Source organism: Flavobacterium potami, from assembly GCF_020026915.1.
Taxonomy (GTDB): Bacteria; Bacteroidota; Bacteroidia; order Flavobacteriales; family Flavobacteriaceae; genus Flavobacterium; species Flavobacterium potami.
In genome coordinates this window covers 745614-763889 of the sequence record NZ_JAINUY010000002.1, presented here as the reverse complement: position 1 = coordinate 763889, position 18276 = coordinate 745614, and the positions used below count along the sequence as shown (strand labels likewise).

Sequence of the window (18276 nt, the reverse complement as noted above, 5' to 3'; positions counted from 1 at the left end):
ACTATTAGATTTGGAGCTAATATAGAAATTTAACTACATCTTAATCCTATAACAATCCATAAAAATCCTGTAAAATTTTCTTACAGCTTCTTAATAATTTTACATTATAACATTAAACTATTAAAATCATGAAAAAGTTACTATTAGCCGGAAAAACCATCTTAGGAGCAGGATTACTTATATTATGCCTTCAATCTTGTAAAAAGGAAGTGAAACAAGAAGATCCAAAAGAGGTTGCAGAAGATGCAAATGAAGCCAAATTTGATTCTATTGACAGTAAAGAAGATGATTCTGAGTTCTTGGTAGATCAGGCTGAAATTAACTTAGCTGAAATCGAAATCGGTAAACTGGCACAAACAAAAGGGACCAACGCTGAAGTGAAAAAATTCGGTAAAATGCTTGTTGATGAGCATACTAAATCGGCTTCTGAAGTGAGTGCTTTAGCAAAAGCAAAAAACTTTACTCTACCAACATCGTTAACAGAAGAAGGACAAGAGGAATACAATAAATTGAACGAAAAAACAGGTGCTGATTTCGATAAAAAATTCGCTGACATGATGATTGACGGTCACGAAAAAGCAATCAAAAAACTTGAAGATGCTTCAAAAAACGCACATGACCAAGAAGTTAAAACTTGGGCATCTAACAATATTGCAGGTTTAACAGCGCATTTAGAACACGCTAAAATGTTGAAACAAAACCTAGACAAAAAGTAAAATAAATTTAAATGATCATTATTTATTTTTTAATTAGCTAAGATGCTGAGCCTCTAAGATTCTAAGTAATTGAGAATCTAAGAACCTCAAATCTTTGCTAAATAAACCCCTCGAGAGTTGAATTGCTTGAGGGGTTTTCTTTTTTATTAGATACTAAGGTTCTAAGATTCTGAGATTCTAAGTTTTTCTCTTAGTAGCTTAGCGACTTAGTATCTAAGAACCTTAAATCTTTGCTAAAAAAAAACTCAAGAGTTGAATTGCTTGAGTTTTTTTTTTAGATACTAAGGTACTCAGATTCTAAGATTCTAAGTTTTTCTCTTAGCAACTTAGCAACTTAGTCTCTTAGAATCTGAGAACCTCAGAATCTTCATAAATCATTTTTCCTTTAAAAAACACACCTTCTCTTTTTGGAAGACGGGCAACAGCTTCTGCAGAACAGCTTGCTTTTACCAATATAAAATCAGCATCGTCTCCAGCTTTCGGCCAAACCTGTTTACCTGAATCGTTAAGTGGTAAAATCTCATCTTTTGTTGCTATATGAAGGGCACGGCTTAAATTAAATTCGTCTGTCCATCCGTAAAGCTGTGCACATAATTTAGCCTTTTCAAGCATATCACAAGTTCCAAAAGGCTGCCAGTGATCTACAATGCTGTCTGTTCCTGTCATCAGTTTTACACCATGTTTTTTCAGTGTCGGAATTGGCATTACGGTTCTTCCCATCGGAATGGTTGAAATTACACCAATTCCTAAATGTCCCATTTCCTCCGCTATTTTTTCCAACTCTTTTGGTTCCATTCTGGCCAAAGCAAAACCATGACTGATATAGGTTTTTCCTTGAAGTTCCTTATTTTCTTCTGTTCGTTTGATAATATATTCTATTGCCGCTTTACCAGACGGAGGTGATTCGTGCAAATGAATATCAATTCCTTTCTGGTTATCTAATGCAATTTGAAACATGGTATCAAGCGACTTTTCCAAATTACCGTCAACTGTTGTAGGATCAAGTCCTCCAATAAAATCAACTCCCATTTTAGCGGCTTCACGCAATAAAGGTTCTGATTGTGAATATAAAATTCCGTGTTGCGGAAAAGCTACAATTTCCCATCCAAAACTATCTTTATTATTTTGTAATGCGGCTAATAGATGTTCCAAGCTTTTTAAACCGCTTACTGGATCAATGTTACACTGACATCTCGCAAAATAACTTCCTTGACTTTGCATTAGTTTGATTGCTTCTTCTGCCTTACGTTGTGAATCGGGTAAAAGCTGCGGAATAAGTTTTTGCTCCAATGCTATCATATCTTTTACCGTATACCCTTTTCTCGGAGCTGCATTCCAGATACCTCCGTAGTATGTTTTATCGATATGAATGTGCATATCTCTTAAGCCAGGAAGCATCAAAAGCCCTTTTGCATCAATTGTTTTGAGTTTCAGATTAGATTTTCCTGAAATAATATTTTTAATCTTTCCATCAGAAATGTGCAAGCTATATAAAGACGTCTTTGTTGCTACAACTTCATTTTTTTCATTGTATTCAAAACCTTCTTCCAATCTTACATTACTTAAAATGTATTCTCCCAGTGTTTTTTCTTTTTCTACGGGTAAAACTGTCGAAGCTGCTTTTGCTCCAATTCCGGAGAAAAGTGCAGCGCCTGTTGCAGCAGCTCCTAATCCTAAAAATTTCTTTCTGCTTATAAGATTTTCTTCCATATTGTAATTTTACATTTCGGTACTTCAAATTAATTTTGAAGATTTTACAAAAATCGTGTACTGACCGAAAACTACAACGGTAATATTACGGATAAGGATGGTAAAATTTATAACTTTCCTTAAAATCTCCTGGTGTTTTACCCGTATACTTTTTAAACACTTTAGTAAAATAAGTGTTATCACTAAATCCCAACTGGTACGCTATTTCTTTTATAGATAAATCACTGCTGGTAAGAAGTCGTTTTGCTTCGAGAATCGTTCTCTCTTTTATAATATCTCCTGCCGATGTTTTCAAATATCGCTGTGAAAGAATATTGAGATAATTAGGGGTAATATTTAATTGATCAGCATAAAAGTTAACCGAAGATTCTTCTTTAAAATAACTATCAATTAGGGAATTAAAATTCTGAACAATCTTTTCTGGTTTTGCAGAAGCATCTTGCTCGGGAAACTGAATAAGAAAATCTTTCTGCAATAATTTCAACATTAAATGTAGCTGAAGCAGTGTGATTTCTTTCGTAAGTAATTCTTTTCCATGTATGATAAGCTCAATTTCCTGCAGATGATTTTTAATTTCTTGAAATCTGATTGCTGTTAATGTTAAGCACGAAGGCACATTATGTTCAAAAAAGGAAAAAGCAGTTAATCCCGAAAACACATGGACAATTTCTGGCGAAAGCATTAACTGAAAACCTATTGTATCTTCATTGAGTAACCAATTATGTACTTGACCCGGCCTTACAAAGTAAACCTGATTATCCTGAACTTTATATTGTGTAAAATCAACATTGTGAATTCCAGACCCTTTTTCAACGAAAAAAACAAGAAAGAAGTCATGTTTATGAGGCTGCTCAAATGCATTTCGTCCTTTAACACTGTGACGAAACAAAGTAATACCTAAAGTTTCTTCTCCAAGTATATTGCCGACAGATAAAATAGGAATCGAATCTTTATTCATACTAAGTTACTTAGGTTCTGAAATGCTAAGATAAAAAAAAGGTTCTGAGATACTAAGATGCTAAGGTTCTAAGTTTGTAAAAAAAGATGCTGAGATGCTAAGTTTTACTTAAAAACTCAGTATCTCAGCATCTTAGAAACTTAGAAACTTAGTATCTTATCTCCTTATTTCCCGACCGTTTTTTGTAGATGTTCTGGATATCTTGAACCTTCAATTTTAATTTTTGAAGCGGCATTTTCAATTTCTGCCAGATCTTGTGCTGAAAGTTTTAAATCTACTGCGCCAAGATTTTCTTCCAAACGAGGTAGTTTTGTTGTTCCTGGAATTGGTGCAATCCAAGGTTTTTGAGCCAAAATCCAAGCTAGCGCTACTTGTGCGTTTGTTGCTCCCTTTTCTGCTGCAATTTTCGATAACAAATCGACTAAAGCTTGATTTACTTTTCTTGCTTCTGGTGTAAAACGTGGTAAAGTATTTCTAAAATCAGTGCTGTCGAATTGTGTGTTTTCATCGATTTTAGCAGTTAGGAAACCTCTTCCAAGCGGACTAAAAGGCACAAAACCAATTCCTAATTCTTCTAATACTGGAAAAATTTCTTCTTCTGGAGTTCTCCACCAAAGTGAATATTCGCTCTGAAGTGCAGTCACAGGCTGAACCGCGTGTGCGCGACGAATACTTTCTACACCAGCTTCTGAAAGTCCAAAATGTTTTACTTTTCCTTCTTGAATTAAATCTTTGATAGTTCCCGCAACGTCTTCGATAGGTACATTCGGATCTACACGATGCTGGTAATACAAATCGATTACCTCGGTGTTTAATCTTTTTAACGAACCTTCAACGCTTTTTCTAATCCATTCTGGACGGCTGTCTAATCCTTTTTTTGAATCACCTTCTAAAAAGCCGAATTTCGTTGCAATTACAACTTTATCGCGAAAAGGCGATAATGCTTCTCCCAATAATTCTTCGTTCAAAAACGGTCCATAACATTCTGCTGTATCAAAAAAGGTAATTCCTTTTTCGTAAGCCGAACGCAACAAACTAATCATTTCTTTTTTATCATGAGCTGGTCCATAACCAAAACTCATTCCCATGCAGCCAAGTCCTAATGATGAGACTTCTAAGCCGTTATTTCCTAGTTTACGTGTATGCATTTTTTTTTAAGTTTCTAAGATGCTAAGATTCTAAGATGCTAAGTTTTCTCTTAGTATCCTAAATCTTAGCATCTTGATTTTTTTGTAATTTAAGACAAAGATCCTAAGCGTAAAAAACTTAGCATCTTAGAACCTTAGTAACTTAGTATCTTATTTCAAAGACTCCATATCAATTACAAAACGATATTTAACATCTCCTTTTAATAATCTTTCGTAGGCATCATTTACATCATTAACACCAATAACTTCTACGTCTGATGTGATATTGTGTTCTGCACAGAAATCAAGCATTTCTTGAGTTTCGGCAATTCCTCCAATAAGAGATCCTGAGAAACTTCTTCTTCCTAAAATCAAGCTAAAAGAAGTTACAGGAAGCGGATCCATTGGTGCCCCAACCAAAGTTAATGTTCCGTCTACTTTTAGCAAGTTTAAGTAAGCATCAATATTATGTTCAGCAGAAACGCAGTCTAAAATGAAGTTTAAACTTCTAGCGTGTGCTGCCATTTGAGCTTCGTCTGTAGATAATACAACCTCATCTGCTCCAAGACGTTTTGCATCTTCTGTTTTAGATAAAGATGTTGTAAAAACTACTACATGAGCTCCCATAGCTTTTGCTATTTTGATTCCCATGTGTCCAAGACCACCAATACCTACAATTCCCACTTTTTGACCAGGACCAACTTTCCAGTGTTTTAATGGAGAATAAGTTGTAATTCCTGCGCATAATAAAGGCGCAACAGCTGAAAGTTCTAATTTATCTGAAATGTGCAATACAAATCCTTCATCAACCACAATACTTTGAGAATAACCTCCAAAAGTTTGTCCTCCTAAATGTTTGTCTGGCGAATTAAAGGTCTGAATGTTTCCTTCGTCGCAAAATTGCTCTAAATCATTTTTGCAATGTTCACATTCTCTACAAGAATCAACCATACAGCCAACTCCTGCTAAATCTCCAACTTTAAAACCTTTTACGTGATCACCAACTTTTGTTATACGTCCTACAATTTCATGCCCCGGAACAATCGGATAAATGGTACCGTGCCATTCGTTTCTAGCTGAGTGCAAGTCTGAGTGACAGATTCCACAATATAAAATTTCGATCTCTACGTCGTGTGCTTGTACTTCTCTTCTTTTAATATTTAAGGTTTGTAAAGGTGCTTCGGCAGCTTCTGTACCAAAGGCTTTAATACTTTTTGTTTCCATAATTTATAGTTTGTTTTTTTGTTTTGTTTCAGGTTTGAAGTTTAAAACCGTTAAGAAATCGGCATAAAAATCCTTCTGATTCGTATTGATATACAAATAGTTATATAAATTTCGATTATTTTCTTCTAATCAAAAAATAAAATTTGTTACGAATCAGTAAAGTCTGCGAGAAAAAATCTTAGAATCTCAGCAACTTAGAATATTAGTCTCTTTCGAAAGAATAATACTCTTCATCGGTTACGCTTTCTAACCATACTCCATGACCTTTGTCTACTTCTGTACTAATAGAAATATGCGAGTATTTCGCTTCTGGCGTTGCTCCATACCAATGCTCTACACCTGGTAAAACGGTGATTACTTTTCCTTTTTCGATAAGGTTGATTTGCCCGCCTCTTTCTTGGTAATACCCAACTCCATTTGTTACAATGATTAATTGCAGACTAGTGTTACTGTGCCAATTGCTTCTTGCGCCTGGTTCAAAAGAAACATCTTTGATCACAGTATTTTCAGGGTGAATTTCGCTGGTCTGTTTCTTATATGACACTTCACCTGTCATATAAGTATTTGGAATTTTACCTTCTTCGGTTACGGCAGTGAAAAGTGTCGACATAATTTCGTTGTTTTTAGGTTAATAATTTATTTTAAAAGTTATTGAAACAATCAAAACATCGAATCTCTTTTTAAAAGGAGATTACATTTGAATTAATACTTTAAAATTTAAATATTTTTTTGATCAAAATTTAAAACCAAACAGGAAAGCAGGAAATCGCTTTTGTGAAGTAATATTTAGTCTTTTAAAAACTGATACAATGATTTGTTGTTTATTTCGGGACAAATGTAGTGCAATACTAATGTTGGGAAATAACAATATTCAAACAAAAAATTAAGAAATTGAAACAATTTACATTCGAAGCGATTTTGGAACCGTTCCGGTAAGTCTTTTGAAGTAATTATTGAAATAACTCGGATATTCAAATCCAAGTGAATAACCAATATCCGAAATACTCCAATCTGTGTGCTGTAATAAAGCTTTTGCTTCGTTGATGACTCTATCTGTAATATGTGCAGTCGTTGGTCTTCCTGTAATTTCTTTTACCGAACGATTTAAATGATTTACGTGTACAGAAAGACTTTGTGCATAATCTTGAGGCGTTTTTAAAGCTAAAGGCTGATTTTTGGTCTCAATAGGAAATTGTCTTTCTAATAATTCTAAAAACAAGGAAGTAATTCTAGAAGAGGCATTTTTATGTTTGAAAAAATTCTCCGAAGGCTGCATTTTCATCGATTCATGAATAATCAAGTTGACGTAACTGCGCATTAAATCGTCTTTGAATGCGTAATCGGTCTCATATTCTTGAATCATTTTTTGGAATAATGAATCGATAAAAACCTTTTGTTCAGCGTTTAAAGTAAAAATTGGCGTTCCTCCTATTTTAAACAAAGGCGATTCGTGAAGTGTTTCTGATCGGTCTTTGGTTTTAAAAAACTCTTCTGTAAACACACAGGCATAACCTTCATATTTCTCCGAAACCGTTTCCCATGAATATGGAATAATCGGATTACCGAAAAACAGAATTGTACCGTCGGTTTCTATTCCGCGGTCAGCGTACTGTATGATGCTTTTGCTGGTATTGATACAGATTTTATAAAAATCTCTTCGGCTGTAAACGGGAACTTTACTGAAATCTCCATTTATAGGATAGACTTTAAAACCTTTCATCTTCAAATCTGAAGTGAAATCGCAATTCTGAGTTTCTGTTTGATTATTCATTCTGCAAAGTTATGAAAATCAAACATTATTCTTTTGTTAATTTTTTGTTTCAGGTTTGAAGTTTAACGTTTGCTTGTTTAACCGCAAAGAGCGCTAAGTTTTTCGCTAAGTTGGCTAAGTCTTTTTTTAAAGAGAAAATGCTTGCAAAGTCGCTGAGACGCGAAGTTTTTTTGAGTTGCCTCCAGTTTTAACTGGAGGTATAAGATTTGAAACAAAGAAAAGGCTTTAGCCAAACTAAGAACTATTTGGCTAAAGCCCTGAATAATTTCGCATTTGTACATCCAGCTAAAGCCGGATGCAATTCATTTATATTTTTTTTTAAAACTTGCGAACTTTGCGTAATTCTTAGCGCTCTTTGCGGTTAAAAACTACTTGACCACAATCACACCATTCTTTAATCCCTTCGCGGAAGCAGATAAAACCACTTCTTTTGCATTTTCATCTTTTTGAATAATGATTTGTGCATAACCATTAAAGAGTTTTCTTTTCCAAGATTCTGCTGGTGTAATGACTTGAATAACTCCGGGATCGGTGTTCATTACATCCCAATCTTTTATTTTTTGCAAAGGTGTTGTCGCAATGTGAATTGTATTTTTTCCTTCTTTCAAAATAGAAGCATTCAAAATATATTTTTGAGCATCTTCTTTACTTGGTTCCACTTTACTTCCATTGACAAAAACCACTGTTTCTACTCCTATTTTTTTATAAAAGAAGCTCACCATATTTGTAGCCGAATTGTTTTTTAAATCAAATTCTCCTTTGTAAATATAAGATGGCGCTTGTTTTTTGTAGTCACGATCTTTAAAAGCTTCTGTCCATTCTTTTTCCAAATAATTTGGCAAATTCTGAGGTAGAGTCCCATTTGTCACTTTTTGTTCCTTAAAATTATTTATAGCAACAAGCGTTATGTCATCAATAAATTGATCGCTTTCTAGAGAAGTTGGATCACCATTTCCAACTCCTAAAATTTTTCCGCCTTTAATTGAAAACGTGATTTCATCGTTTGCTGTTGGAACATGTATACCATTTTTATCAGTAGTTTCAACCGTTACAACAGAAACATTTCCTTTTAAAACATTTTCTTTATCTAATGACAATTTGATGTTTTCTGCTTTTCCCGTGGTTTTTTGAATATCAGAAAGTGCTTTTTTACCGTTTTTATAACCAATGGCTTCCAAAGTTCCTGGAGCATACTTTACTTTCCATTCTAAATGTCCGTTTTGCTCCATTTTCTTTTTTCCTAAACTTTTCTTGTTGAGAAAAAGTTCTACTTCATCACAATTCGAATACGCCCAAACGTCTATTTCTTTGCCTTCCATTCCGTTCCAATTCCAATGAGGTAATAAATGAAGAACAGGTTCTTTTCCCCACCAAGATTTTAAGTAAAAAACATTGTCTTTTGGAAAACCGCAAACGTCCATCATTCCGAAATAAGAAGTTACAGACGGCCAGCCATAAGGCGTTGGTTCTCCACGATAATCGAAACCTGTCCAGATAAACATTCCGGCTAAATAAGGTCTTTCGGCGTAAAATTTCCAGCCTTCTTCAATACTATAAAAAGTTGGGCGTGGTTTTTTGTCGTAAGCACTTTGATAATGTTTGGCATCATCTGTAAAATAAATTCCTCGAGTTGCAAAAGTCGAACCTTCTTCGGTTCCCATTCCAGGCTGCTGCTTAAACTGATTTCTATGTGCATCAATATCTCCGTTTCCTAAATAATTATACCCCATGATTTCGACTACGTTCGATATTCCACTTTTAAATCCGCTACTGATTCCAACTGTTACAGATCTTGTCGGATCGATGCTTTTGCTGAAATCCTGCATGATATTGGTAATTCTTTCGCCTGTAATGCCGCCTTCAATTTGCCATTCTTCGTTTCCAACCGACCAACAGAAAATACTCGGATGATTGCGGTCACGCTCCATCATTCGTTGTAAATCATTCAAATGATAATCGTTAATTCCCATTAAACGGGTTTCATCAATAACCAGCATTCCTAATTTATCACAAGCATCTAATAATTCTGGCGTTGGCGGATGATGCGAACAACGATAAGCATTGGAACCCATTTCTTTCAGTTTTGCGATTCTGTAATACTGAATTTCATCGGGAAGTGCCGTTCCAATTCCAGCGTGATCTTGATGATTGTTGGTTCCTTTTAGTTTTACGTGCTTTCCGTTAAGGAAAAAACCATTTTCTGGATCAAATTTTATGGTTCTGATTCCAAATGAAGTTGTATAACTGTCAATGACTTTTCCTTCGCTTTTTATTTCTGTAATTAACTGATACAAATTTGGAGAATCAATATCCCACAAAAGCGGATTTTTGACATTTAATTTTGATGCATAAGTATTTGTTTTGTAGAATTCTGGAGCCGAAACATTTTCAGAATTTGTGGCAACTTGTTTTCCAGAAGCGTCCAAAATAGTTTGGTTTATTTCTACATTTCCTTTAAAATAGCCTTTATTTTCAAGTTTAACTTCTGCTGTAATTAATGCGTTATCATTTACAATTTCTGAAGTAACATAAGTTCCATTTTGAACGACATGAATCGGATTCATTTTCTTTAAATACACATGTCTATAAATCCCTGCTCCTTCATAAAACCAGCCTTCTTCCATCGAAGCATCAACACGAACAACTATTGTATTTTCTCCACCATAATTGACGTAAGCTGATACATCATACTCGAAACCATTATAACCGCTTTCTTCCGTTCCTAAATAAAATCCGTTGAAAAAAACTTTTGAATTTCTAAAAACACCATCAAACTTCAGCGAAATAATCTTTCCCAAATCTTCATTCGGAATCGTTATTTTCTTTCTGTACCAACCAATGCTTTTTTCTGGAAAGTTTTTGCCCGCAGCTTTAAATCCGTGGCTGAAACTTGCGTTTTCGCTAAAAGGCTGTTCGACTGCCCAATCGTGTGGCAAGTCTAATTTTCTCCAAGCGCGATCATCAAAATCTTTTGCAGCTGGTCCATCGCCAAATCCTGTTTTGGTTAAATAGGAGAAATAGCCTTCTGCGTGGCCAAAATCTTTTTTGGTATCGTATAAATGACCAAATGAAAACCGCCAATCTTTATCGATTAATATTGATTCTCTTCCTGCTTTATTTTGTGCAAAAACAGAAATTGAAAATAGAATTAAAAAACAAAGAATGGTTCTCAGAAAAAATGTGGTTTTCATAGGTTTGGTTGTTAGTAAAATCAAATAGCGATAAAAATAAGGTTTTTAAAGAAAAAAGATTAATAGTATTTTATCAAAATATGATAATTCATTCAATATAAATGCTTCTACAGAGGGTTTTAAAATTTAGAATGAATCTAATGGCTTTAGATTCAAAAATGATTTTCTTTTGATGTAATTTTATATAAAAATCATAAAAAAGCAATTGCACTATGAGTACTATTATTAACGAAAATAGACTCCAGAGTACTTTTAAAAACCTTGATCATAAGATTAGCAAGCTTAATGATCAGAAGATTACGGCTTTTTTTGAATCTTTAGGATTATTAGAAAGAAAAGATGTTCCGAAGGACTTTTTGAATTGGGAAAACATATTAATCGTGGTTCCAAATCGACATGTTTCTCACGAACTGAAATATTATAAATATACGATTTCACGAATTTCATTTTTAACTAATCCGTATGCAGATCAAATTCATATTTATGATCTCAAAGATTGGAAAAACGCAGCAGCAAACAAGACGCAGTTTCAGATTAGAGAAATGCTGAAAACGAGTTTTGGAGGTGTTAAAAAAGTAATTAAAGAGTCTTAGAAAAAGAATTAAAAGCCCGATTGGGCTTTTTTTTTGTAACCGCAAAGAGCGCTAAGAATTACGCAAGGTTCGCAAAGTTTTTTTTTAAAGAAATATGCTCGCAAAGTCGCAGAGTCGCAAAGTTTATAATTCTTTGCGACTCTGCGACTTTGCGAGATTCATTAAAAAATTGCGTGCTTGGCGTAATTCTTAGCGCCTTTGCGGTTAGAGAAAATTTATTGTAGTTCTAAAAGCTCTTTAACCTTGGCTTCCAAAGCCTTTCCATGAATGTTTTTTGCTAAAATAATTCCGTTTTTGTCTATTAAAAAATTCAACGGAACAGATTGCAGCTTATAATCTGCAACAGCTGGTGATTGCCAATATTTTAAGTCACTAACGTTTATCCAAGGTAATTTTCCCTTTGCAATCGCTCCTGTCCATAATGGCTTTTTGGTATCCATAGAAACGCTATAAATCGATAATTTGTCTGGATAAGCATTGTGCAATTTGATTAATAATGGCTGTTCTTTAATGCAAGGTCCGCACCAAGAAGCCCAAAAATCAACCAAAACCAATGAACCTCGTAAAGAAGAAAGTGCTATTTTTTCTCCTTTTGTATTTGGAAGATCTATTTCTGGAGCAATGTCTCCAACATCTACACCTACAACTTGTGCTTTAGAACTGGTAATTATGCAACATACAAATGCTACAATGAGTAAAGTTTTCTTCATGATTAAATTTATTATTTAGATTGTGGGGCTGAAAATTATCTCTCGCAAAGTCGCAGAGTCGCTAAGTTTTGTTTTTAAGTTTGATTTATTCGGCTAAAGCCTTCCTCTTTTATTCTTTTTTAAACCTCCATCTAAAGCTGGAGGCAACTCATTAAAAACTTTGCGACTTCGCGACTTTGCGAGATTATTCTATAAAAGCAAATATAAATTTTCTTTCATAAAACAGCTAGCTTTTCATTATTCCAATCATAAAATTATCCTAAATATTTCTCCCTTAATTGGTATATCGGGAAAAGTCGATATCTTTGTACTATGGAAACGATCGAAATTTTTAAAGCATTATCCAATAAATCCAGATTACAAATGCTGGAATGGCTAAAAGAACCTGAAATTAACTTTCCGGGACAGCTTGAACATGCTGGATTTGAGCACGGAGTCTGTGTTGGGCAGATTCAGGCCAAAGCTGGTTTGACACAATCTACAGTATCCGAATACCTGTCTATTTTACAGCGCGCCGGCTTTATCGAAGCCAAACGTGTTGGGCAATGGACTTATTATAAACGTAACGAAGGTGCCTTTGAAGCACTTAGTAAATTAATTCAATCTAATTTGTAAAATTACTATGAGTACAAACAACCTGTTTTCTGAATTTAACTTAAAGTCGTTAAATCTGAAAAACCGAATCGTAATGGCGCCAATGACGCGCTCTTTTTCTCCTAACGGAGTTCCAACTGATGAAGTCGCAGCTTACTACCAAAAAAGAGCTGAAGGCGAAGTTGGATTAATTTTATCTGAAGGAACTGTTATTGACAGACCTTCATCATCTAATGATGCTAATGTTCCTCACTTTCACGGAGATTTAGCTTTAGACGGATGGAAAAAAGTAATTGATGAAGTTCATGCTGCGGGCGGAAAAATGGGACCGCAGATCTGGCATATGGGAATTATGGATAACCACCACTCTGGATGGGTTCCTCCTGTTCCATTTGAAGGTCCGTCTGGATTAAACCGTCCTGATTTTAGAAATGGTGTTGCCATGACTGAAAAAGATATTGAAGATACTATTCTTGCTTTTGGTAAAGCTGCCGCTGATGCTAAAAGATTAGGTTTTGATACTATCGAACTTCACGGTGCACACGGTTACCTAATTGATCAATTCTTTAGAGCTGAAACGAATTTACGTGAAGATATCTACGGAGGAAAAACTCTTCCTGAACGTAATCGTTTTGCTATTGAAGTAATTAAAGAAGTGAGAAAACAAGTTGGAAATGACTTCGCTGTAATCATGCGTTTTTCTCAATTTAAACCATCTGATTACAATTATAAACTAGCTAAAAATCCGCAAGAATTAGAAGCTTGGCTTACTCCTCTTGTTGATGCTGGTGTTGATATTATTCACGCTTCACAACGTCGTTTCTGGGAACCAGAATTTGAAGGTTCTGATTTAAACTTTGCAGGATGGGCTAAAAAAGTAACGGGAGCACCAACTATTACGGTTGGTTCTGTTGGACTTTCTGGTGATTTCTTTGGTGCATTTGCTGGAGAAAGTTCTGAACCAACTTCTTTAGAAGAATTAAACAGACGTTTCGAAAGAGGCGATTTTGATTTGGTTGCTGTTGGAAGACCTCTTTTATCAGATCCAAATTGGGTTGCTAAAATCAAAGCTGGAAAAACAGATGAATTGAAAGGTTTCACTAAAGAAGCTTTAGGTCAATTGGTTTTGGAATAAGTTTTTTTTAGATACAAAGTAACAGAGGTTCAAAGGAACAAAGTTTCCTTTGTAAATCAAGTATAAATACGAAAGGGATAAACTTAATTGTTTATCCCTTTCTGTATTTGTAACTAACAAAAATTACAAACTCTAAAAAACTCTTTATGCCGATATTGGCTTTTTATTTTGAAACTTCCTTACAAGCCACTTTCTAACTGGTTCGTCGTATAATTTCAAACATACAAAAGCCATAATAATACTCGCTATTAAAACTCCAATTCCTTCCATGTATCCGTCTTTCATTGAAACTTTATTGTCTACAACCCAAGCTGTAAACCAATAAATTAACGGATAATGAGTGATATAAATTGGATATGAAATATCGCCTAAAGCTTTACAGATTTTAAGAGACGTTTCATTTTTAATCTCTCCTCCTGCACCAATGGCAACAATAAGAGGAAAGATGAAAATAATACAGATTGACTCGTAAATACCATTCATCCAAAGGCTGTTTTCATCTCCAAATCTTGGTAATGCTAAAACAATCGTGATTAAAATACTGCAGATCCAGAACGCATTTTTTACGTGAATTAATTTCCCTAAACGGCATAATAAAACTCCGGCAAAAAACGGAAATAATAATCTAGTAAAGCCAACATTCAATTGTTCTAAATTGAATGACCATCCGCCGATTACGTCTCCTTTTGGACCAAAAACGGTATAGTTAATTAACAGTCCAGCAAATATCAGTACAAAAACCGACATGACTTTGTTCGAAAATTTACGAAAGATTAAGGCATACAAGATATTTGCAATATATTCGAAGAAAAGTGACCATGCCGGACCATTCAAAGGATGCATTTCTGCCCAGCCTCTAATGTCTAATGAAGGTGGAATTGGCAATAAAGTAAATCCAATTATCATGGTTAAAATGACTTTCCAAACTTCCATTCCTCCAATCATTGGAAACAATACATCTGAAGCTTGGAAATAATAAAATATGGCTCCTATGATCATTCCCATAATTACCATTGGCTGTAAACGAATTAAACGACGTTTGTAAAACTCCCATTGCGTCATTTTTTCCCAGCGGTCGTCATATGCGTAAGCGACAACAAATCCAGATAAAAGGAAAAAGAAATCAACCGCAAGATATCCGTGATTGATGATTTGCTTAAAACGGCTTCCGCCAGCAAAAGCTTCAAAAATGTGAAATGCAACTACTAGAATAGCAGCAACTCCACGTAATCCGTCCAGTATTTCGTAATGTTTTTTTGGTTTAATATTCATGTGGTTATTTTTAAGAGTTGGTAGTTTTTGGTTGACAGTTGATGGTTGATTGCTTATTAATAATTAACAATTATTATTGGTGATTTTTCAGCCATTCTGCTCTTCTTTGGTCTGGAAGATGTTTTACGGAGAAGTTTTCGAATTTAGCTTCGAAGCCTTTTCCGTCTGGAGAAGCAGCCATTAAGCCCACCATAACTGGAGTATTATCTTGTAAAGGCGCATTTCTGGTCATGATGTAGTTTTTATCATCGAAAGAATAGAAAATTTCAACGGCATCTAATCGTCGCACGGCTTTAATCCAGATAAAAGGTGGTACTTTTTCGAGAGTTGTTACACTCCAATCGCTTTTATCGTGTGTTACAACGGTACTTACATTAAATTTTCCATCAACAAACTCCACTCCTGTTTTGATGTAATTCTTTTCGTCAATACGAATCATTAATCCCATTTGGTCAAAACGAGCAATGTAGTTTCCTGTCAATTTTACTTTTGCTTCAAATTCTCCCCCGTAATTAGCGTAGTAAAAAGGCGCATCGTCTACTGTAAAACCGTAATGAGAAATTCTCCAGTAATCGCTATTTGCCGTAACATTCATAATCAATGCATTGTTTTTAATTTCCCATTTTTCAGGTTCATTAAACCATTGCATTTTATTCAAACTCTGCGCTGAAACATTCTTCGCAAAAAATAAAGTCAAAAGTGCGAGTGTAATTTTTTTCATGTCGTTTATTTTTTTTCACCATTAAGATATTAAGAGAATTAAGTCAGACTTCATAAATCTAATTGAAGAAATACTTAAGAAAACAAAGCTTCTCTTTATAAATATTCAGTTTGGCTTAATGAATCTTATCCTAGACCGTTCAAAAATGCAAGGCTTTCTTAATGAAACTTAATGTCTTAATGGTAAAATTAATATCTATTTTAATGGTAAATTTTAATCAAAAGCAAAGCTGCAAATTTTTACACTTGCAGCTTTACAAACCAACCAATTTTAGAAATAAAAACTTATTTAAGTGAGAAATTCACTTTAGATTTTATATCTGTAGATGAAGCACCAATAATGGCTTCGAAATCACCAGGTTCTGCAACCCAGTCATGTTTTTTATCGTCGAAGAAACTTAACGCCGTTTTGTCGATTGTAAAGGTTACTGTTTTTTCTTCTCCAGCTTTAAGCGCTATTTTCTCAAAACCTTTTAGTTCTTTTACCGGACGTGGTAAAGAAGATTTTGAATCTGTAATGTACAATTGTACTACTTCAGATCCTTCTCTACTTCCTGTATTTTTTACGTTAACTGAGAATGTAATCTTATCTCCGGCATTCATTTGTTTTTTATCTGCAGTTACTTTTCCGTAGCCAAAAGTTGTATAACTTAATCCGTGACCAAAAGAAAATAAAGGTTTGATTTTGTTTTTGTCAACCCAACGGTATCCAACAAAAATTCCTTCGTTGTATTTTACTTCGTCTCCACCTGGGAATTCTCCTAAAGCGTGAGCTCCGTTATCTGCTAATTTTACTGGGAAAGTGAAAGATAATTTTCCTGATGGATTCACATCTCCAACCAAAACATTTGCTAATGCAGTTCCCGCTTCTGTTCCTAAAAACCATCCTTGAACAACTCCAGGAACTTCTTTAATCCATGGCATTGCAACTGCATTTCCAGAAATATTTACGAAAACAATGTTTTTATTTACTTTCGCTAATTCGCTTATTAATTTATCTTGTCCGTAAGGCAATTCTAAATGTTTACGATCGTGCCCTTCGTCATCTTGATTTTCGCTTTTGTTCAAACCTCCAATAAAAAGAACGATATCTGCTTCTTTAGCAACTTTTAAAGCCTCTGCAGTTAATTCAGCTTGCGGACGTTTTTCTTCTAAACTTACTTTAGCTACAACTCCATTGTAATTACTTGTTGGATCTCCAACATAACCTCTTGCGTAAACAATTTCAGCTTGGTTTCCGATTCTTTTCTTTAAACCTTCAAGCGGTGTGATTTCGTATCTTGCTTTAAGCGAAGAACTTCCTCCACCAACTGTCATCATTTTGATAGCGTTTTCTCCAATAACTGCAATCTTTTTAGTTTTAGAAAGATTGATTGGCAAAATATTGTTGTTGTTTTGCAATAAAACAATTCCTTCTTCTGCAATTTTACGACCTGCTAAAGCGTGTTCTTCAGTTCCAAAAGATCCAAAAGGACGATTTCTGTCCATTGTTGTCAAGAAAGACAAACGTAGAATACGACGTACTTTTTCGTCTAATTCTTTTGTTCCAATTTCTCCTTTTCTGATCATTTCAGAATATGGTTTTGCTAAGTAATAGTTATCATAAGCATTACTTGTTCCCCAAGAAAGTCCATTTGTCCAAGATCCGAATTCCATATCCAAACCATTGTGAATAGCTTGTTTCGTATCGTTAACTCCTCCCCAATCTGAAACTACAACTCCTTTGAAACCCCATTCTCCACGAAGAATATCATTTAACAAATATTCATTGTGGCAACATTGCTGTCCTTTGTATTTGTTGTAAGCTCCCATAATTGACCAAACATCACCTTCTTGAACTGCAGCTTTAAAAGCAGGAAGATAAATTTCGTATAATGCACGATCGTCAACAATTACGTTAACTGAGTTACGGTTTGTTTCTTGATTGTTTAATGCGAAGTGTTTTACGCAGGCAGCAACTCCATTGGCTTGAACACCTTTAATATACGGAACTACCATTTTTGAAGTCAAAAACGGATCTTCTCCCATATATTCGAAGTTACGACCGTTTAATGGACTTCTATAAATATTGACACCTGGTCCTAATAATACATTTTTGTTACGAAAACGCGCTTCTTCTCCAATAGATTTACCATATAAAGAAGACAATTCTTTGTTCCATGTAGATGAAAGTGCTGTAAGCGCAGGAAAAGCGATACAAGAATCGTTTGTCCATCCTGCTTGATCCCATTCGTCCCATTTTACCTCTGTACGAATTCCGTGTGGTCCATCGGTCATCCAGTTTTCTGGAATTCCAAGGCGTTTTACACCTGGAGAACTAAATTTAGACTGCGCATGAATCATAGCAATTTTCTCATCGGTAGTCATTCGTTTCAGCGCATCTTCTACACGCTCTTCAATCGGTTTTTTATCATCTAGATAAACTGGAACTTTGTTTTGGGCATTCATTCCCAAAGAACTTAGTAAAAGTAAAACAACAAATGTTTTAACGTTTTTTAACATAACAGTAATAATTAAGCATTAGGTTAGATAATATTTAAAAGTCTTATATAAAA

At 34.7% G+C, this 18276-nt stretch carries 15 protein-coding genes; 4 read left to right on the top strand and 11 right to left on the bottom strand.

Annotation, left to right across the window (positions count from 1 at the left end):
- Positions 1-128: 128 nt before the first annotated feature.
- Positions 129-716: a DUF4142 domain-containing protein gene (locus K6T82_RS09175; protein WP_223705628.1), complete on the top strand. Its 588-nt coding sequence runs from the start codon at positions 129-131 to the stop codon at positions 714-716.
- Between the two features lie 342 nt (positions 717-1058).
- On the opposite strand, the gene K6T82_RS09170 is transcribed toward K6T82_RS09175, so the two are convergent.
- The 7 genes from K6T82_RS09170 to galA all read right to left on the bottom strand — a co-directional run bounded on the left by K6T82_RS09170 (position 1059) and on the right by galA (position 10697).
- A complete protein-coding gene (locus K6T82_RS09170) occupies positions 1059-2426 on the bottom strand; it encodes an amidohydrolase (protein WP_223705627.1) in 1368 nt (455 codons plus the stop codon).
- Between the two features lie 85 nt (positions 2427-2511).
- Positions 2512-3384, bottom strand: coding sequence for a helix-turn-helix domain-containing protein (locus K6T82_RS09165; RefSeq protein WP_223705626.1), 873 nt, complete (start codon positions 3382-3384; stop codon positions 2512-2514).
- 164 nt (positions 3385-3548) lie between these two features.
- Positions 3549-4532 carry an aldo/keto reductase gene (locus K6T82_RS09160; RefSeq protein ID WP_223705625.1) on the bottom strand — a complete coding sequence of 328 codons (984 nt, stop codon included), beginning with the start codon at positions 4530-4532 and terminating at the stop codon, positions 3549-3551.
- A gap of 150 nt (positions 4533-4682) precedes the next feature.
- The gene (locus K6T82_RS09155) at positions 4683-5735 is read right to left on the bottom strand and encodes an NAD(P)-dependent alcohol dehydrogenase (protein WP_223705624.1); all 1053 of its coding nucleotides are present in this window, start codon (positions 5733-5735) and stop codon (positions 4683-4685) included.
- A gap of 202 nt (positions 5736-5937) precedes the next feature.
- Positions 5938-6345: a cupin domain-containing protein gene (locus K6T82_RS09150; RefSeq protein WP_223705623.1), complete on the bottom strand. Its 408-nt coding sequence runs from the start codon at positions 6343-6345 to the stop codon at positions 5938-5940.
- Between the two features lie 291 nt (positions 6346-6636).
- Positions 6637-7506, bottom strand: coding sequence for a helix-turn-helix domain-containing protein (locus K6T82_RS09145; protein ID WP_223705622.1), 870 nt, complete (start codon positions 7504-7506; stop codon positions 6637-6639).
- A 368-nt stretch (positions 7507-7874) separates the two neighbouring features.
- A complete protein-coding gene (galA, locus tag K6T82_RS09140) occupies positions 7875-10697 on the bottom strand; it encodes a beta-galactosidase GalA (protein ID WP_223705621.1) in 2823 nt (940 codons plus the stop codon).
- A 212-nt stretch (positions 10698-10909) separates the two neighbouring features.
- Between galA and K6T82_RS09135 the strand changes: the two genes are divergently transcribed.
- Complete coding sequence (locus tag K6T82_RS09135; RefSeq protein WP_223705620.1) at positions 10910-11290, top strand: hypothetical protein; 381 nt, start codon at positions 10910-10912, stop codon at positions 11288-11290.
- A 215-nt stretch (positions 11291-11505) separates the two neighbouring features.
- Here the strand turns inward: K6T82_RS09135 and K6T82_RS09130 are convergent, their stop codons facing one another.
- Entirely contained in the window at positions 11506-12000 is a 495-nt protein-coding gene (locus tag K6T82_RS09130) for a TlpA family protein disulfide reductase (protein ID WP_223705619.1), read from the bottom strand.
- A gap of 312 nt (positions 12001-12312) precedes the next feature.
- On the opposite strand from K6T82_RS09130, the gene K6T82_RS09125 reads away from it, so the two are divergent.
- Together K6T82_RS09125 and K6T82_RS09120 are read left to right on the top strand one after the other, a co-directional pair.
- A complete protein-coding gene (locus K6T82_RS09125) occupies positions 12313-12615 on the top strand; it encodes an ArsR/SmtB family transcription factor (protein ID WP_091496855.1) in 303 nt (100 codons plus the stop codon).
- A gap of 7 nt (positions 12616-12622) precedes the next feature.
- Positions 12623-13729: an NADH:flavin oxidoreductase gene (locus K6T82_RS09120; RefSeq protein ID WP_223705618.1), complete on the top strand. Its 1107-nt coding sequence runs from the start codon at positions 12623-12625 to the stop codon at positions 13727-13729.
- A gap of 144 nt (positions 13730-13873) precedes the next feature.
- Here the strand turns inward: K6T82_RS09120 and K6T82_RS09115 are convergent, their stop codons facing one another.
- From K6T82_RS09115 to K6T82_RS09105, 3 genes are all read right to left on the bottom strand, one after another.
- The gene (locus K6T82_RS09115) at positions 13874-15001 is read right to left on the bottom strand and encodes an acyltransferase family protein (RefSeq protein ID WP_223705617.1); all 1128 of its coding nucleotides are present in this window, start codon (positions 14999-15001) and stop codon (positions 13874-13876) included.
- Between the two features lie 73 nt (positions 15002-15074).
- The gene (locus K6T82_RS09110) at positions 15075-15722 is read right to left on the bottom strand and encodes a DUF1349 domain-containing protein (RefSeq protein ID WP_223705616.1); all 648 of its coding nucleotides are present in this window, start codon (positions 15720-15722) and stop codon (positions 15075-15077) included.
- 284 nt (positions 15723-16006) lie between these two features.
- Positions 16007-18223 (bottom strand): glycoside hydrolase family 3 C-terminal domain-containing protein, encoded by a 2217-nt coding sequence (locus K6T82_RS09105; RefSeq protein WP_223705615.1) that lies wholly within the window; start codon positions 18221-18223, stop codon positions 16007-16009.
- Positions 18224-18276: the final 53 nt, after the last annotated feature.

Excerpts from the sequence above, each read along its gene's own strand:
- K6T82_RS09150 (WP_223705623.1), bottom strand. The coding sequence starts at position 6,345 with ATGTCGACACTTTTCACTGCCGTAACCGAAGAAGGTAAAATTCCAAAT.
- K6T82_RS09120 (WP_223705618.1), top strand. The coding sequence starts at position 12,623 with ATGAGTACAAACAACCTGTTTTCTGAATTTAACTTAAAGTCGTTAAAT.
- K6T82_RS09110 (WP_223705616.1), bottom strand. The coding sequence starts at position 15,722 with ATGAAAAAAATTACACTCGCACTTTTGACTTTATTTTTTGCGAAGAAT.
- K6T82_RS09105 (WP_223705615.1), bottom strand. The coding sequence starts at position 18,223 with ATGTTAAAAAACGTTAAAACATTTGTTGTTTTACTTTTACTAAGTTCT.
- K6T82_RS09135 (WP_223705620.1), top strand. The coding sequence starts at position 10,910 with ATGAGTACTATTATTAACGAAAATAGACTCCAGAGTACTTTTAAAAAC.
- K6T82_RS09130 (WP_223705619.1), bottom strand. The coding sequence starts at position 12,000 with ATGAAGAAAACTTTACTCATTGTAGCATTTGTATGTTGCATAATTACC.
- K6T82_RS09160 (WP_223705625.1), bottom strand. The coding sequence starts at position 4,532 with ATGCATACACGTAAACTAGGAAATAACGGCTTAGAAGTCTCATCATTA.
- K6T82_RS09165 (WP_223705626.1), bottom strand. The coding sequence starts at position 3,384 with ATGAATAAAGATTCGATTCCTATTTTATCTGTCGGCAATATACTTGGA.
- K6T82_RS09115 (WP_223705617.1), bottom strand. The coding sequence starts at position 15,001 with ATGAATATTAAACCAAAAAAACATTACGAAATACTGGACGGATTACGT.
- K6T82_RS09155 (WP_223705624.1), bottom strand. The coding sequence starts at position 5,735 with ATGGAAACAAAAAGTATTAAAGCCTTTGGTACAGAAGCTGCCGAAGCA.
- galA (WP_223705621.1), bottom strand. The coding sequence starts at position 10,697 with ATGAAAACCACATTTTTTCTGAGAACCATTCTTTGTTTTTTAATTCTA.
- K6T82_RS09175 (WP_223705628.1), top strand. The coding sequence starts at position 129 with ATGAAAAAGTTACTATTAGCCGGAAAAACCATCTTAGGAGCAGGATTA.
- K6T82_RS09125 (WP_091496855.1), top strand. The coding sequence starts at position 12,313 with ATGGAAACGATCGAAATTTTTAAAGCATTATCCAATAAATCCAGATTA.
- K6T82_RS09170 (WP_223705627.1), bottom strand. The coding sequence starts at position 2,426 with ATGGAAGAAAATCTTATAAGCAGAAAGAAATTTTTAGGATTAGGAGCT.
- K6T82_RS09145 (WP_223705622.1), bottom strand. The coding sequence starts at position 7,506 with ATGAATAATCAAACAGAAACTCAGAATTGCGATTTCACTTCAGATTTG.